The 14,861-nt window shown below is 69.9% G+C and carries 17 protein-coding genes; 12 read left to right on the forward strand and 5 right to left on the reverse strand.

Going from position 1 to position 14,861, the window contains the following annotated elements; translation table 11 throughout:
• Positions 1–9: 9 nt before the first annotated feature.
• The 3 genes from BM385_RS10885 to BM385_RS10895 are packed head-to-tail and all read right to left on the reverse strand — an operon-like array spanning position 10 to position 3,241.
• Entirely contained in the window at positions 10–1,299 is a 1,290-nt protein-coding gene (locus tag BM385_RS10885) for an ABC transporter substrate-binding protein (protein ID WP_019433842.1), read from the reverse strand.
• A 54-nt stretch (positions 1,300–1,353) separates the two neighbouring features.
• On the reverse strand, positions 1,354–2,286 hold the full coding sequence (locus BM385_RS10890) for a carbohydrate ABC transporter permease (protein ID WP_019433843.1): 933 nt from the start codon (positions 2,284–2,286) through the stop codon (positions 1,354–1,356).
• Complete coding sequence (locus BM385_RS10895; RefSeq protein WP_019433844.1) at positions 2,276–3,241, reverse strand: carbohydrate ABC transporter permease; 966 nt, start codon at positions 3,239–3,241, stop codon at positions 2,276–2,278. Before BM385_RS10895 ends, BM385_RS10890 begins: the two co-directional genes overlap by 11 nt.
• 219 nt (positions 3,242–3,460) lie before the next feature.
• Between BM385_RS10895 and BM385_RS10900 the strand changes: the two genes are divergently transcribed.
• The 9 genes from BM385_RS10900 to BM385_RS10940 all read left to right on the forward strand — a co-directional run bounded on the left by BM385_RS10900 (position 3,461) and on the right by BM385_RS10940 (position 11,265).
• Positions 3,461–4,453, forward strand: coding sequence for a LacI family DNA-binding transcriptional regulator (locus BM385_RS10900; protein WP_093842895.1), 993 nt, complete (start codon positions 3,461–3,463; stop codon positions 4,451–4,453).
• A 137-nt stretch (positions 4,454–4,590) separates the two neighbouring features.
• Positions 4,591–5,427 carry a helix-turn-helix transcriptional regulator gene (locus tag BM385_RS10905; protein WP_093842896.1) on the forward strand — a complete coding sequence of 279 codons (837 nt, stop codon included), beginning with the start codon at positions 4,591–4,593 and terminating at the stop codon, positions 5,425–5,427.
• Positions 5,424–6,845 (forward strand): Fe-S cluster assembly protein SufB, encoded by a 1,422-nt coding sequence (sufB, locus tag BM385_RS10910; protein ID WP_019433847.1) that lies wholly within the window; start codon positions 5,424–5,426, stop codon positions 6,843–6,845. The genes BM385_RS10905 and sufB overlap by 4 nt, the downstream gene beginning before the upstream one ends.
• Before the next feature lie 59 nt (positions 6,846–6,904).
• Complete coding sequence (gene sufD / locus BM385_RS10915; protein ID WP_019433848.1) at positions 6,905–8,074, forward strand: Fe-S cluster assembly protein SufD; 1,170 nt, start codon at positions 6,905–6,907, stop codon at positions 8,072–8,074.
• Positions 8,071–8,415, forward strand: coding sequence for a non-heme iron oxygenase ferredoxin subunit (locus tag BM385_RS10920; protein WP_019433849.1), 345 nt, complete (start codon positions 8,071–8,073; stop codon positions 8,413–8,415). The genes sufD and BM385_RS10920 overlap by 4 nt, the downstream gene beginning before the upstream one ends.
• Before the next feature lie 7 nt (positions 8,416–8,422).
• On the forward strand, positions 8,423–9,187 hold the full coding sequence (gene sufC, locus BM385_RS10925) for a Fe-S cluster assembly ATPase SufC (RefSeq protein WP_019433850.1): 765 nt from the start codon (positions 8,423–8,425) through the stop codon (positions 9,185–9,187).
• Positions 9,188–9,204: 17 nt separating this feature from the next.
• Positions 9,205–10,464 carry a cysteine desulfurase gene (locus BM385_RS10930; RefSeq protein ID WP_086024460.1) on the forward strand — a complete coding sequence of 420 codons (1,260 nt, stop codon included), beginning with the start codon at positions 9,205–9,207 and terminating at the stop codon, positions 10,462–10,464.
• 13 nt (positions 10,465–10,477) lie between these two features.
• Entirely contained in the window at positions 10,478–10,933 is a 456-nt protein-coding gene (sufU, locus tag BM385_RS10935) for a Fe-S cluster assembly sulfur transfer protein SufU (protein ID WP_019433852.1), read from the forward strand.
• Positions 10,930–11,265 carry a metal-sulfur cluster assembly factor gene (locus tag BM385_RS10940; RefSeq protein ID WP_019433853.1) on the forward strand — a complete coding sequence of 112 codons (336 nt, stop codon included), beginning with the start codon at positions 10,930–10,932 and terminating at the stop codon, positions 11,263–11,265. Before sufU ends, BM385_RS10940 begins: the two co-directional genes overlap by 4 nt.
• Before the next feature lie 90 nt (positions 11,266–11,355).
• On the opposite strand, the gene BM385_RS10945 is transcribed toward BM385_RS10940, so the two are convergent.
• The gene (locus BM385_RS10945) at positions 11,356–11,592 is read right to left on the reverse strand and encodes a metallothionein (RefSeq protein WP_019433854.1); all 237 of its coding nucleotides are present in this window, start codon (positions 11,590–11,592) and stop codon (positions 11,356–11,358) included.
• A gap of 125 nt (positions 11,593–11,717) precedes the next feature.
• Here BM385_RS10945 and BM385_RS10950 point away from each other — a divergent pair, with 125 nt between their 5' ends.
• The 3 genes from BM385_RS10950 (at position 11,718) to BM385_RS10960 (ending at position 13,987) form a co-directional block, all read left to right on the forward strand.
• Positions 11,718–12,038 (forward strand): DMT family transporter, encoded by a 321-nt coding sequence (locus BM385_RS10950; protein ID WP_093842971.1) that lies wholly within the window; start codon positions 11,718–11,720, stop codon positions 12,036–12,038.
• An 88-nt stretch (positions 12,039–12,126) separates the two neighbouring features.
• Positions 12,127–13,128, forward strand: a complete 1,002-nt coding sequence (gene dapD, locus BM385_RS10955; protein ID WP_093842897.1) for a 2,3,4,5-tetrahydropyridine-2,6-dicarboxylate N-succinyltransferase — start codon at positions 12,127–12,129, stop codon at positions 13,126–13,128.
• Positions 13,129–13,171: 43 nt separating this feature from the next.
• Entirely contained in the window at positions 13,172–13,987 is an 816-nt protein-coding gene (locus BM385_RS10960; RefSeq protein WP_037755963.1) for an EI24 domain-containing protein, read from the forward strand.
• Here the strand turns inward: BM385_RS10960 and dapA are convergent.
• Positions 13,959–14,861, reverse strand: a complete 903-nt coding sequence (gene dapA, locus BM385_RS10965) for a 4-hydroxy-tetrahydrodipicolinate synthase (protein WP_019433858.1) — start codon at positions 14,859–14,861, stop codon at positions 13,959–13,961. The two genes, BM385_RS10960 and dapA, sit on opposite strands and share 29 nt — an antisense overlap.

Here is a 14,861-nt window from a genome sequence, read left to right on the forward strand (position 1 = left end):
GGCTCGGTATTACTTGCTGAGGACGGAGTTGGCCTCGTTGATGAAGCCGGAGGCGGCCTCCTGCGGGCTCATCCGGCCGAAGACGACTTCCTGGCCGTACCGCTCCAGCATGGCGGGCATCTCGCCGGCGCCGTTCGGGTTGGCCTTGGGCGGGTCGTTCAGCTCGTCGGCGAGCGCGCCGATGAACTCCAGCGAGGCCTGGTCGGTCTCGGGCAGGTCGGCGCGGATCTGCTCCAGCACGGCCTCGTTGCGCGGCAGACCGCGGTCGGAGCCGATGATGGCGGCGGCCTCGGCGTCGTTCACCAGGAAGTCGACGAGCTGGCCTGCGGCGTCCTTCTTGCCGCTGCTGGCCGCGACCGACCAGAACATGTTCGGCTGGAGGAAGTGGCCGCCGCTGACGGCGTCGGCGTCCTTGGGCATGCGCAGCAGCACGATCTCCGAGCCGGAGCCGGTGGTGATGGCGTTGAGCTGGTTGGACCACCACATGCCGAAGGCGCCCTTGTTGGTGGCGACCAAGGAGGCCTCGACACCGGTGGAGCCCAGCTCGGCGCTGCGCGAGGCGTCGGGGCTGGCACCCGAGTCGATCAGCTCCTGCTGGAAGCTGTACCAGTCGGCGATGACCTCCTCGGACATCCCGATCTTGCCGTCGTCGCTGTAGAACTTCTCGCCGTGCTGCTGGGCGTAGATGTTGAGGTAGGCGTCGTTGAAGCTCAGCTGGGTGCCGTACGAGCCGCCGTCGGTGGCCGCGGTGACCTCGGCGCTGAACTCCTTGTAGTCGTCCCACGTCCAGGTGGTGTCGTCCGGCAGCGCGATGCCGGCCTCGTCCAGGACGGTCTTGTTGGCGGCGATGATGAAGGCGTTGACGCCGGTGGGTATCGCGTACTGGGTGCCCTCCAGCTGGCCGGACAGCAGGAGCTGTTCGTCCAGGCCGCTCATGTCGACCAGGCCGTCGAGGTCGGCCAGCGCGTTGCGGGTGCCGAACTCGCCCATCCGGCGGATCTCGGTGGCGAACACGTCGGGCGCGTCACCGGAGGCCATCTGGGTGGTGAGCCGGTCGTAGTAGTTGTCCCAGTCGGAATACTCCATCTCGACCTTGATGTCCTCGTTCTTCTCCATGAAGAGGTTGAGGACTTCCTCGGTGATCGCCTGGCGGGTGTCGTTGCCCCACCAGGCCACCCGCAGGGTGGTCGTGCCGTCGCCGCCGCTGTCCCCGCCGCCGCAGGCGGCGGTGAAGGTGAGGGCACCGGCCAGCAGGAGCGCCGAACAGAGCTTCGTCGCACCGTTCTTTCTGCCGTTCACAAGGACTCCTTGTCGATAACGCGATAAGGGGGGACGTACAGGGGGTGGCGTGGCCTACTTGAGGCCGGTGGTGGCGATGCCGCGCACCAGGTACTTCTGGCCGGCGAGGAAGAAGCCGAAGATCGGGCCGAGCGAGAGCACCGAGATGGCGAACATCGGGCCCCAGGAGGACTCTCCGCTGGAGTCCAGGAAGGTGCGCAGCGCCACCGGGACGGTGAACTTGTCCGGGTTGGTGAGGAAGATCAGCTGGCTGAGGAAGTCGTTCCAGGTCCAGATGAAGGTGAAGATCGCCGTGGTGGCCAGGGCGGGCGTGGACAGCGGCAGGATGATCCGGGTGAAGATCCGCCAGTGTCCCGCGCCGTCGATGACGGCGGCCTCGTCGAGTTCCCGGGGCAGGGTGCGGATGAACTGCACCATCAGGAAGATGAAGAAGGCGTCGGTGGCCAGGAATTTCGGCACGATCAGCGGATAGAACGTGTTGATCCAGCCGAGGTCCGAGAACAGGATGTACTGCGGGACGATCACCACGTGCAGGGGCAGCATGATGGAGCCGAGCATCAGGGCGAACCAGAACTTCTTGAACGGGAACTCCAGCCGGGCGAAGGCGTAGGCGGCCAGCGAGCAGGCCACCAGGTTGCCGACGATGGAGGCGCCGGTGATGATCGCCGAGTTCAGGAAGTAGTGGCTGAACGGGTAGCGCAGCGCGTCCCAGCCGTTGCTGAAGTTGTCGAAGGTGAAGCTGGAGGGCCACAGCCCCGGCTCGCGGAAGATGAGTTCTTCCGGCTTGAGGGAGCTGGAGATCATCCACAGGATCGGGTACAGCATCACGAACCCGAAACCGATGAGCAGGATGTGGGTCAGGATGCGCTTGCCGCTGAGGGCGCGCAGGACGCGGGCGAACAGGGTGTCGTTCAGTTCGGGGTGACCGTTGCCGTCGTGGGCGGCGCCGGCGCGTGCGTCGGGGCGCGATTTGACGTTATTTGTCACTGTAGAACACCCAATACTTTGACATGAGGAAGTTCACCCCGGTCAGCGCCGCGATGATCAGGACCAGGACCCACGCCATGGCCGAGGCGTAGCCCATCTCGAAGCTGTTGAAGCCCTTCTGGTACACGTGCATCGTGTAGAGGAGCGTCGAGTCGGCCGGGCTTCCGTTGCCGCCACTGATGACGAACGCCTGGGTGAAGGACTGGAAGGCGTTGATCAGCTGGAGGATCAGGTTGAAGAAGATGATCGGCGACAGCAGCGGCAGCGTGATGGAGAAGAACTGCCGGGTCTTGCCGGCTCCGTCCAGGCTGGCGGCCTCGTAGTAGCTGGTGGGGATCTGCCGCAGACCCGCGAGGAAGATGACCATCGGCGAGCCGAAGGTCCACACGTTGAGGATGATCAGGGTGCCCAGCGCGGTGTCGGGGTGGGAGACCCAGCCCATGCCCTCGATGCCGAAGATGCCCAGGAACTCGTTGACCAGGCCGTCGGCGCCGAAGATCTGCCGCCACAGGATGGCGATGGCGACGGAGGAGCCGAGCAGGGACGGCAGGTAGTACACGGAGCGGTAGATCGGCAGTCCGCTCACGCCCCGGTCGAGCACCATCGCCAGCGCGAGGGCGAAGGCCAGCTGGAGGGGGACGGAGACGAAGACGTAGATCGCCGTGTTGGTGAGAGCTTTGATGAACCGCGGATCGTCCTGGAACATCCGGATGTAGTTGTCGAAGCCGACCCAGTTGCTGTCCCCGATGAGGCTGTAGTCGGTGAACGACAGGTACAGCGAGGTCAGCAGGGGGCCGGCCGTGATGGCGATCAGCCCGACGAACCACGGCAGCAGGAAGAGGTAGGCGGTCAGGGACTCCTTGCGCCGCCGTTTGCGCAGCGCGCCCTTGTGGTCCGCCACGGGGGGGCGGGTAGTGGCGCCCGGTGGCCTGGGGCGCACCTGGGTGTCGGTCATGCGAGGGCGCTCCTTTCGAGGAGACGAGGGGCAGCACACCGAGCGTGTTGATGGGACGACGCGGGATCCGGGTTGTTGCTCCGTTAATACAACCGGTTGCAGCAGGCTGGTGTAACCAGCAGGAAACGTCAAGGGTCTGCGCGGATTTTCATGACAACCGATTGCAGGCTATGGTGACCGCCGTGACAGAGAGACGACTGTGGAGGGGGGCGGGCGCTCATGGCGGTGACCATCCGTGATGTGGCCCGAGCCGCCGGCGTTCATGTGTCCACGGTCTCCCGGACATTCTCGGCACCGAACCTGGTCAAAGTCGACACCCGGGAAAGAGTTCTCGCCGCCGCCGCCGAGCTGGGCTACCGCCCCAACCAGGCCGCTCGCGCGCTGACCACCGGCGTGACCCACAATCTGGGGCTGATCGTCGCCGACATCGCCAATCCGTTCTTCCCGCCGCTGATCAAGTCCGCCCAGTCGTACGCGAGAGTGCGCGGCTACCAGGTGTTCGTGGCGGACACGGACGAGGATCCGCGCGCCGAGGAGGAGCTGATCGCGATCCTCGCCAAGCAGGTGGACGGGGTGGTGCTGGTCAGCCCGCGGCTGTCGAACACCGCGATCGCCCAGCTGAGCGCCGATCTGCCGTTCGTGGTCGTGAACCGCAGCGTCAAGGGGCTGCCCGCGGTGCTGATGGACGTGAGCAGCGGGGCGGCGGCGGCCGTGGAGCATCTGGCGGGTCTCGGCCATCGCCGGCTGATGCTGCTGGGCGGGCCGCGCGGCTCGTGGACGAGCGAGCAGATGTGCAGATCGGCCGCGGCCGCGGCCGAGCGTGCCGGGGTGGCGCTGGAGATCACCGGCCCGAACGCGCCCACCGAGCGCGGCGGCCAGCAGGCCGCCGCCGCGGTGCTGGGGGCCGGGGCCACCGGCGTCATCGCCTACAACGACCTGATGGCCATCGGCACGATCGAGGGTCTGGCCGGCAGCGGGGTCGAGGTGCCGCGCGAGGTCAGCGTGGTGGGGGTGGACGACACCATCGCGGGCCGGGTGAACCGGCCCAAGCTGACCTCCATCGCGATGCCGACCCAGGAGGCGGGCCGCTCGGCGGTGGATTTGCTCCTGCACGCGATCGACCTGCCGGCCGGCCGGAGCGCCGCCAAGACGACGCTGGAGACCTCACTGGTGATCCGCGAGTCCACCGCGCCCCCGCCGGATCTCAAGTAAGGCAAGGCTTACCTATCCTCCGCACCCCCGCTCCGGCATACCGGGCGGGGGTTAGGTTTGCCTTACGTGATGCACCGCATTTCCGGGAACCGGAACGCGGCTTGCTCGCTTTGCGGGAATTACGCAACAATGGCGTTGTGAAAAACGGCGAGACGCAGCGTACGACGCCGGTGGCAGCGGATGCCGCCGGCGCCGCTCCGTCGCGCGCCGCCACCGCGTCCGCCCAGGACGGGGAGCAGCACGGCACCCGGCAGCGGGTGGCCCGGTCCATCCTCGACCACGGCCCCTCCACCGCCGCCGAGCTCGCCGACCGGCTCGCCCTCACCCAGGCCGCCGTGCGCCGGCACCTGGACGCGCTGGCCGCCGACGGCGTGGTCGAGGCCCGGGAGAAGCGGGTCTACGGCTCCCGGGGCCGGGGGCGGCCCGCCAAGGTCTTCGCCCTCACCGACGGCGGCCGGGACGCGTTCGACCACGCCTACGACGCCCTCGCCGTGGAGGCGCTGAGCTTCATCGCCCGCGCCGCCGGCGGCGGGGAGCGCGGCGCCGCCGCCGTCCTCGCCTTCGCCCGCGAACGGGCGAGGGCCCAGGGCGAGCGCTACCGGCACCGGCTGGAGGCCGCGGGCGAGGGTGCGCAGGAGCGCACCCGGGCGCTGGCCGAGGCCCTGACGCAGGACGGGTACGCTGCGATGGCGCGCACCGCACCCGGCGCGCCGGGGGAGCAGCTGTGCCAGCACCACTGCCCGGTGGCGCACGCCGCCGAGCGCTTTCCGCAGCTGTGCGAGGCGGAGGCCGAGGTCTTCTCCCGCCTGCTGGGCACCCATGTGCAGCGGCTCGCCACCATCGCGCACGGCGATGGCGTCTGCACCACCTTCGTCCCCTCCGCGCCATCGGCCGGCCATCGGCCGGCCTCGTCACCGGTGCCGGAGACACCCACCACAGCGACACCACGCACTGCCGGGAGGAACCCCGCATGACGCTCCCCACGGAGACCGCCCACCCCGAGCTCGAAGGGCTGGGCACCTATGAGTACGGCTGGGCCGACTCCGACGCGGCCGGTGCCGCCGCCAAGCGCGGCCTGAACGAGGACGTCGTCAAGGACATCTCCCAGAAGAAGTCCGAGCCGGACTGGATGCTCAACCTGCGCCTGAAGGGTCTGAAGCTCTTCGGCAAGAAGCCGATGCCCACCTGGGGCTCGGACCTGTCGGGCATCGACTTCGACAACATCAAGTACTTCGTGCGCTCCACCGAGAAGCAGGCCACCAGCTGGGAGGACCTGCCCGAGGACATCAAGAACACCTACGACAAGCTGGGCATCCCGGAGGCCGAGAAGCAGCGCCTGGTCGCCGGTGTCGCCGCGCAGTACGAGTCGGAGGTCGTCTACCACCAGATCCGCGAGGACCTGGAGCAGCAGGGCGTCATCTTCCTGGACACCGACACCGCGCTCAAGGAGCACCCGGAGCTGTTCCAGGAGCACTTCGGCACCGTGATCCCGGCCGGTGACAACAAGTTCGCCGCGCTGAACACGGCGGTGTGGTCCGGCGGCTCCTTCATCTACGTGCCGCCGGGCGTGCACGTGGACATCCCGCTCCAGGCGTACTTCCGCATCAACACCGAGAACATGGGCCAGTTCGAGCGGACCCTGATCATCGTCGACGAGAACGCCTACGTGCACTACGTCGAGGGCTGCACCGCGCCGATCTACAACTCGGACTCGCTGCACTCGGCGGTCGTCGAGATCATCGTGAAGAAGGGCGGTCGCTGCCGCTACACCACGATCCAGAACTGGTCCAACAACGTCTACAACCTGGTGACCAAGCGGGCGGTGGCCTACGAGGGCGCCACCATGGAGTGGGTCGACGGCAACATCGGCTCCAAGGTCACCATGAAGTACCCGGCCATCTACCTGATGGGCGAGCACGCCAAGGGCGAGACCCTGTCGGTGGCGTTCGCGGGCGAGGGCCAGCACCAGGACGCCGGCGCCAAGATGGTGCACATGGCGCCCCGCACCTCCTCCAACATCGTCTCCAAGTCGGTGGCCCGCGGCGGCGGCCGTACCTCCTACCGGGGCCTGATCGAGATCGGCGAGGGCGCGGAGGGCTCCAAGTCCAACGTGCTGTGCGACGCGCTGCTGGTGGACACCGTCTCCCGCTCCGACACCTACCCCTACGTCGACGTCCGCGAGGACGACGTGACCATGGGGCACGAGGCCACGGTCTCCAAGGTGAGCGACGACCAGCTGTTCTACCTCATGAGCCGCGGGCTCTCCGAGGACGAGGCGATGGCGATGATCGTGCGCGGCTTCGTCGAGCCGATCGCCAAGGAGCTGCCCATGGAGTACGCCCTGGAGCTGAACCGGCTGATCGAGCTGCAGATGGAGGGCGCGGTCGGCTGACCCGGCGCCCCGCCCGCGATCCGTTTCCCCCAATCAAGAGAGTGAGCACGACGAGACCCATGGCTGAGGCCCCAACCAATCCGGTCGCACTGGCGGCGGAATCCACCGTCGCCACCCGGATGAGCGCCCCGCCGTCCTTCGACGTGGCCGATTTCCCGGTGCCCACCGGCCGCGAGGAGGAGTGGCGCTTCACTCCTCTGGAGCGGCTGCGCGGCCTGCACGACGGCAGCGCCGCCGCCACCGCCGGCGGCAGCGTCAAGGCCGAGGTGACCACCCCCGAGGGCTCCGGTGTCACGGTGGAGACCGTGAGCCGCGACGACGCCCGGGTCGGCAAGGCCGGCACCCCGGTGGACCGGGTCGCCGCGCAGGCGTTCAGCGCGGTGGAGAAGGCCACCGTGATCACCGTGCCCGCCGAGGCGGTCCTGACCGAGCCGGTGCGGGTGTCCGTGCACGGCGAGGGCGGCGTCACCTTCGGGCACACCGTCTTCCGGATCGGCGCCTTCGCCGAGGTCGTCCTGGTCCTCGACCACACCGGTGACACCGTGCGCGCCGCCAATGTCGACTTCGTCGTCGGCGACGGCGCCAAGGTCACCGTGGTGTCCGTGCAGGACTGGGCCGACACCGCCGTGCACTGCTCGCAGCACAACGCGCTGGTCGGCCGGGACGCCACCTTCAAGTCGGTGGTCGTCACCTTCGGCGGCGACGTGGTCCGCATCCACCCCCGGGTGACCTACGCGGGCCCCGGCGGCGAGGCCGAGCTGTACGGTCTGTACTTCACCGACGGCGGCCAGCACCAGGAGCACCGGCTGCTGGTGGACCACTCCGCTCCCAACTGCCGCAGCAACGTGGCCTACAAGGGGGCGCTCCAGGGCGCGGACGCGCACGCGGTGTGGATCGGCGACGTGGTCATCCAGGCCGCCGCCACCGGCACCGACACCTACGAGCTGAACCGCAACCTCGTCCTCACCGACGGCGCGCGGGTCGACTCCGTCCCCAACCTGGAGATCGAGACCGGTGAGATCGCCGGGGCCGGGCACGCCAGTGCCACCGGCCGGTTCGAGGACGAGCAGCTGTTCTACCTGATGGCGCGCGGCATCCCCGAGGAGGAGGCGCGGCGCCTGGTGGTGCGCGGCTTCTTCGCCGAACTGATCCAGCAGATCGGCGTCCCGGACGTCGAGGAGCGGCTGATCGCCAAGCTCACCGCCGAGCTGGAGAGGTCCATCGCATGACCGCCGACGCGTCCGCGTACGTGAAGGCCTGCGCGCTGGGTGACCTGGAGGAGGACACCCCCAAGCGCGTGGAGCTGGGCGGCGTGCCGGTGGCCGTGGTCCGGACCGAGGGCGAGGTCTTCGCCGTCCACGACATCTGCTCGCACGCCAATGTCTCGCTCTCCGAGGGTGAGGTGGAGGACTGCCGGATCGAGTGCTGGCTGCACGGCTCCAGCTTCGATCTGCGCACCGGCAAGCCCTCCGGGCTGCCGGCGACCCGCCCCATCCCCGTGTTCCCCGTCAAGATCGAAGGAGACGGCCCCGGCGCCGCTGTGCTCGTCTCCGTCACCCAGGAGTCCTGAAGCACCCATGGCAACCCTTGAGATCCGCGACCTGCACGTCTCCGTCGAAGCCGAAGGCGGCCCCACCGAGATCCTGCGCGGCGTCGACCTGACCGTGAAGCAGGGCGAGACGCACGCCATCATGGGCCCCAACGGCTCCGGCAAGTCCACCCTGGCCTACTCGCTGGCCGGCCACCCCAAGTACACCGTCACCGGCGGCACCGTCACCCTCGACGGTGAGGACGTGCTGGAGATGTCGGTCGACGAGCGCGCCCGCGCCGGCGTCTTCCTGGCGATGCAGTACCCCGTCGAGGTCCCCGGCGTCTCCGTCTCCAACTTCCTGCGCACCTCCGCCACCGCCGTGCGCGGCGAGGCACCCAAGCTGCGTACCTGGGTGAAGGAGGTCAAGGAGGCGATGGCCCGCCTGGAGATGGACCCCGCCTTCGCCGAGCGCAACGTGAACGAGGGCTTCTCCGGCGGTGAGAAGAAGCGGCACGAGATCCTCCAGCTGGAGCTGCTCAAGCCGAAGATCGCCATCCTCGACGAGACCGACTCCGGTCTGGACATCGACGCGCTGCGCATCGTGTCCGAGGGCGTGAACCGGGTGCGCGCGAACGGTGAGTCCGGCACCCTGCTGATCACCCACTACACCCGCATCCTGCGCTACATCAACCCCGACCACGTGCACGTCTTCGCGGGCGGCCGGATCGTCGAGTCGGGCGGCCCCGAGCTGGCCGACAAGCTGGAGGCCGAGGGCTACGAGGCCTACACGAAGGGTGGTGGCGTCTCATGACCGACGCACGGGCGGGTCTGCCGGGTCTCCCGGCGGGCCTCCTGGACACCGAGGCGATCCGCAAGGACTTCCCGATCCTGGACCGGGTGCTGCACGACGGCAAGAAGCTCGTCTACCTGGACAACGCGGCCTCCTCGCAGAAGCCGCGCCAGGTGCTCGACGCGATGAACACGTACTACGAGCGGCACCACGCCAATGTGCACCGGGGTGTGCACGTCCTGGCGGAGGAGGCCACCGAGCTGTACGAGGGCGCCCGGGACAAGGTGGCCGCGTTCATCAACGCGCCCAGCCGCGACGAGGTGATCTTCACCAAGAACGCCTCGGAGTCGCTGAACCTGGTGGCCAACATGCTCGGCTGGGCGGACGAGCCCTACCGGGTGGACTCCGGCACCGAGATCGTCATCACGGAGATGGAGCACCACTCCAACATCGTGCCGTGGCAGCTGCTCGCGCAGCGCACCGGTGCGCGGCTGAAGTGGTTCGGGCTGACGGACGAGGGCCGCCTCGACCTGTCCACCATCGACGGGATCATCACCGAGCGGACGAAGATCGTCTCCTTCACGCTGGTGTCCAACATCCTCGGCACGCTCAACCCGGTGCGGGAGATCGTCCGGCGGGCGCACGAGGTGGGCGCGCTGGTGCTCATCGACGCCTCGCAGGCGGCGCCGCACGCGGTGCTGGACGTGCAGGACCTCGGCGCGGACTTCGTGGCCTTCACCGGTCACAAGATGTGCGGGCCGACCGGCATCGGCGTCCTGTGGGGCCGGCACGAGCTGCTGGAGGACCTGCCGCCGTTCCTGGGCGGCGGGGAGATGATCGAGACCGTCTCGATGAACTCCTCGACGTACGCCCCGGCGCCGCACAAGTTCGAGGCGGGCACGCCGCCGATCGCCCAGGCGGTCGGGCTCGGCGCGGCGGTGGACTATCTCAGCGGCATCGGGATGGACCGGATCGCGGCGCACGAGCACGCGCTGACCGAGTACGCGCTGGCGCGGCTGGCCGAGGTGCCCGAGCTGCGGATCATCGGCCCGGCGACGGCCGAGGACCGGGGCGCCGCCATCTCCTTCACGCTGGGTGACATCCACCCGCACGATGTGGGGCAGGTGCTGGACGAGCAGGGCATCGCGGTGCGGGTGGGCCACCACTGCGCACGGCCGGTGTGCCTGCGGTACGGAATTCCGGCGACCACGCGGGCGTCGTTCTATCTGTACACCTCGCCGGCCGAGGTGGACGCCCTGGTCGACGGGCTTGAGTACGTACGCCGCTTCTTCGGGTGAGGTGCACCGGGACATGCGACTGGAATCGATGTACCAGGACGTGATCCTGGATCACTACAAGAACCCGCACGGGCGCGGCCTGCGCCCGGGCGACGCCGAGGTGCATCACGTCAACCCCACCTGCGGGGACGAGATCACCCTGCGGGTGCGGCTGGACGGCAGCACCGTCGCCGACGTCAGCTACGAGGGGCAGGGCTGTTCGATCAGCCAGGCCAGCGCCTCGGTGCTGAACGAGCTGCTGGTCGGCAAGGAGCTGGCCGAGGCGCGGCGGATCCAGGAGACGTTCCTGGAGCTGATGCAGTCCAAGGGACGGCTGGAGCCGGACGACGCCATGGAGGACCTGCTGGAGGACGCGGTGGCGTTCGCCGGGGTCTCCAAGTACCCGGCGCGGGTGAAATGCGCACTGCTGAGCTGGATGGCGTGGAAGGAAGCGACCGCCCAGGCCCAGGTACACAAGGAGGCGGCATGAGCGAGACGACGACCGAGATCTCTCCCGCGAGCGAGGAGGAGATCCGCGAGGCGCTGTACGACGTCGTGGACCCCGAGCTGGGCATCGACGTGGTGAATCTCGGGCTGATCTACGGGATCCACATCGACGACGACAATGTCGCCACCCTCGACATGACGCTGACGTCGGCGGCCTGCCCGCTGACGGACGTCATCGAGGACCAGGCGAAGTCGGCGACCGACGGCCTGGTGAAGGACCTGAAGATCAACTGGGTCTGGATGCCGCCGTGGGGCCCCGACAAGATCACCGACGACGGGCGCGAGCAGCTGCGCGCGCTCGGCTTCAACGTCTGAGGCACCCGCGGCGCGGGGCAGCGCACCGGAAGGCGGGGCGGGACCATCGTGGTCCCGCCCCGCCGTACGTCGCACCGGGCCCGCCCGCCGTCAGGCGTGGTCGACGAGCTGCTGATGCCCCTGGACCCGGGCGCAGTGGGCACAGCAGAAGAAGCGGCCGTCCGAGGTCTCCACGCCGTGGCCCATGATCCGGCACCGGCAGTTCTCGCAGACCGGGGCCAGCTGCTGGATGGCGCACTCGAAGCTGTCGAACACGTGCACCTCCCCGGCGGCGCGCACCTCGAAGGCCATCCGGTAGTCGTTGCCGCAGACCTCGCACTCGGCCATGGGTCCGTCCTTTCGCTGCCACGTCATCAGGGTCGGCTTCAGGATGCGGGGCGGCGTACGGCGGGCACCGGTGGCACGCGGAGCGGGTCACTCCGGTGGTGCCGTGGATGGGTACGGTCGTCCGCATGGCTTATCTGATGCTCGCGGGCGCGATCCTCTTCGAGATCGCCGGCACCACGCTGATGAAGTTCAGCGACGGCTTCACCAAGCTCTGGCCCACCCTCGGCACCCTGGCCGGCTACGCCGTCGCCTTCACCCTGCTCGCCCAGGTCCTCAAGTCCATGGACGTCGGCGTCGCCTACGCCGTCTGGGCCGGGGCCGGCACCGCCCTGATCGCCGCCGTCGGCATGGTCTTCCTCGGCGAGAGCATCACGGCCGCCAAGGTCGCCGGTGTCCTGCTGGTCATCGGCGGCGTGGTGCTGCTCAACCTCGGCGGGGCGCACTGACCGGCGCCGGGCCGCCCTGCCCCGCCCCGGGGCCCGGCATCGGGGACCGGTTCGCCAGCCGCCCCCGCCACCGGTTAGCGTCTGGGACATGACCGACGCAACCACCTCCGCCCCCGTCACCCGCACCACCGGTGCCGTCGCCGCCGGCCTGGCCACCCTCGCCGCCGACGGCACCGTGCTCGACACCTGGTTCCCCGCCCCCGCCCTCAGCGACGAGCCCGGCGAGGCCGGCAGCGAACGCCTCACCCCCGAGCACGCCGCCGAACTCCTCGGCGCCTCCGCCCCGCAGGCGATCGGCTCCGACCCGGTGCGCGGCGTGGAGGTCGTGGCGGTCCGTACGGTCATCGCCTCCCTCGACGACAAGCCCGTCGACGCCCACGACGTCTACCTCCGGCTCCACCTGCTCAGCCACCGCCTGGTGCGCCCGCACGGGCTCAGCCTGGACGGCATCTTCGGGCTGCTCGCCAACGTCGCCTGGACCAGCCTCGGCCCGGTCGCCGTGGACCGGATCGAGGAGACCCGGCTGGCCGCCCGCGCCGCCGGGGCCGCGCTGACCGTCACCAGCGTCGACAAGTTCCCCCGGATGACCGACTACGTCGTCCCGGCCGGGGTGCGCATCGGCGACGCCGACCGGGTGCGGCTCGGCGCGCACCTCGCCGCCGGCACCACCGTCATGCACGAGGGCTTCTGCAACTTCAACGCCGGCACCCTCGGCAACTCCATGGTCGAGGGCCGCATCAGCGCCGGCGTCGTCGTCGGCGACGGCTCCGACGTGGGCGGCGGCGCCTCCATCATGGGCACCCTCTCCGGCGGCGGCAAGCAGACCATCACCATCGGCGAACGCTGCCTGCTGGGCGCCGAGTCCGGCATCGGCATCTCGCTGGGCGACGACTGCGTCGTGGAGGCCGGCCTGTACGTCACCGCCGGCACCCGCGTCACCCTGCCCGACGGCTCCGTCGTCAAGGCCGCCACCCTCTCCGGCATCAGCGGCATGCTCTTCCGCCGCAACTCCACCACCGGCACCGTCGAGGCGCTCCAGCGCACCGGCTCCTGGGGCGGCCTCAACGAGGCGCTGCACAGCAACAACTGAGCCGGTCCGCACCTTCCTCCGGCTGCGGGATCATGAACGCATGATGACTGATCTCGCGGCCGGGATACGGTACGTGGTGCTGGGCCAGCGGTGGCTCGCCCAGCACCCCGGACGGTACGGCCGCGCCCTGCTCCCCGCCCTGATCGCCCTGGTCCTCTACGCCGCGGCCCTGCTCGTCCTGCTGCTCAACGCCGGTGCGCTCGCCGCCTGGATCACCCCGTTCGCCGACGACTGGGACTCCCCGTGGCGCGGCCTGGTGCGCGGCCTCGCCGTCGCCCTGCTGCTGGCCGCCGGGCTCTCGCTCACCGTCCTCACCTTCACCGCCGTCACCCTCGTCATCGGCGACCCCTTCTACGACGCGCTCTCGGCGGCCGTCGAGGAGAGCGAGGGCGACTGCCCGGCCGGGCCGGAGCGCCCGCTGTGGCGGGAGCTGTGGGCGGCGGCCGTGGAGGCGCTGTACGTGCTGTGGCGGGCCACGCTGTGGACGGTGCCGCTGTTCCTCCTCGGCTTCGTCCCGGTCATCGGCCAGACCGTCATCCCGGTGATCGCCTTCGCGGTCTCCGGGTTCTTCCTCACCCTGGAACTGGTCTGCTACGCGCTGGGCCGGCGCGGCATCGAGGTCAAGGAGCGGCTGCGGCTGCTGCGCGGCCGGCGCTGGCTCGCGGTCGGCTTCGGGGTGCCGCTGGTGGCGGCGTTCCTGGTGCCGGTGGCGGCGATCTTCCTGATGCCGGGCGCCGTCGCCGGCGCCACCCTGCTCGCCCGCGACCTGATGGGCGCCGGGCCGGCGCCCGACGCGGAGCCGGAACCCGGCCCCGCCCCGGGGCCCGACCTCACGAAACCGGCGCCAGCGCGCCCTTGAGCCCGTCCACCAGCCGGCCGGTCAGCTCCGCACCGGCCGGCAGCAACGGCCCCCGTACCGGGCCGCCGGGCAGCCCGGCCGCCTCGAACAGCGCCTTGACGGCGACCGTGCCCGGCACCTCCATCATCACCGCGTCGATCAGCGGCAGCAGATGGTGGTGCAGCCGGGTGGCGGCGGCCAGGTCACCGGCATCCACCGCGTCCAGCACCGCCCGTACCTGCCGTCCCGCCACATTCGCCACGGTGCTCACATAGCCGGTGGCACCCAGCGCGAACAGCGGCAGGTTCAGCTCGTCGCACCCCGAGTAGTACGCCAGCTCGGTCCCGCTCATCACCAGGGCCGACTTGTGCAGGTCGTACGCGCAGTCCTTGACCGCCCGGATCCGCGGATGCTCCGCCAGCCGGCGCAGCGAGTCGGCGGTCAGCTCGGTGCCGGCCCCGGTACGCGCCGGGATGTCGTACAGCATCACCGGCAGTTCGGTGGCGTCCGCGACCGTCGCCAGATGGTGGACGATCGCCTCCTGCGTCGGCCGCGAGTAGTACGGGGTGACCACCAGCAGGGCGTGCGCCCCGGCCGACCGGGCGGCGCGGGCCAGCGCGACGGTGTGCCGGGTGTCGCTGGTGCCCACCCCGGCGATGACCGTGGCCCGGTCGCCGACCGCTTCCACCACGGCGCGCACCACCGTGTCCTTCTCGGCGTCGGTGGTGGTCTGGGACTCGCCGGTGGTCGCGTTGAGGACCAGGGCGTCACAGCCGCCGCGGTCGACGAGATGCACGGCGAGGCGGGCGGTGCCCTCGGTGTCGAGGGCGCCGTCCGCCGTGAACGGGGTGATCATGGCCGCGGCACGGCGGCCGAACGGGGCTTCGGGGCGCAT

The organism is Streptomyces harbinensis, assembly GCF_900116145.1.
Taxonomy (GTDB): Bacteria; Actinomycetota; Actinomycetes; order Streptomycetales; family Streptomycetaceae; genus Streptomyces; species Streptomyces carpaticus.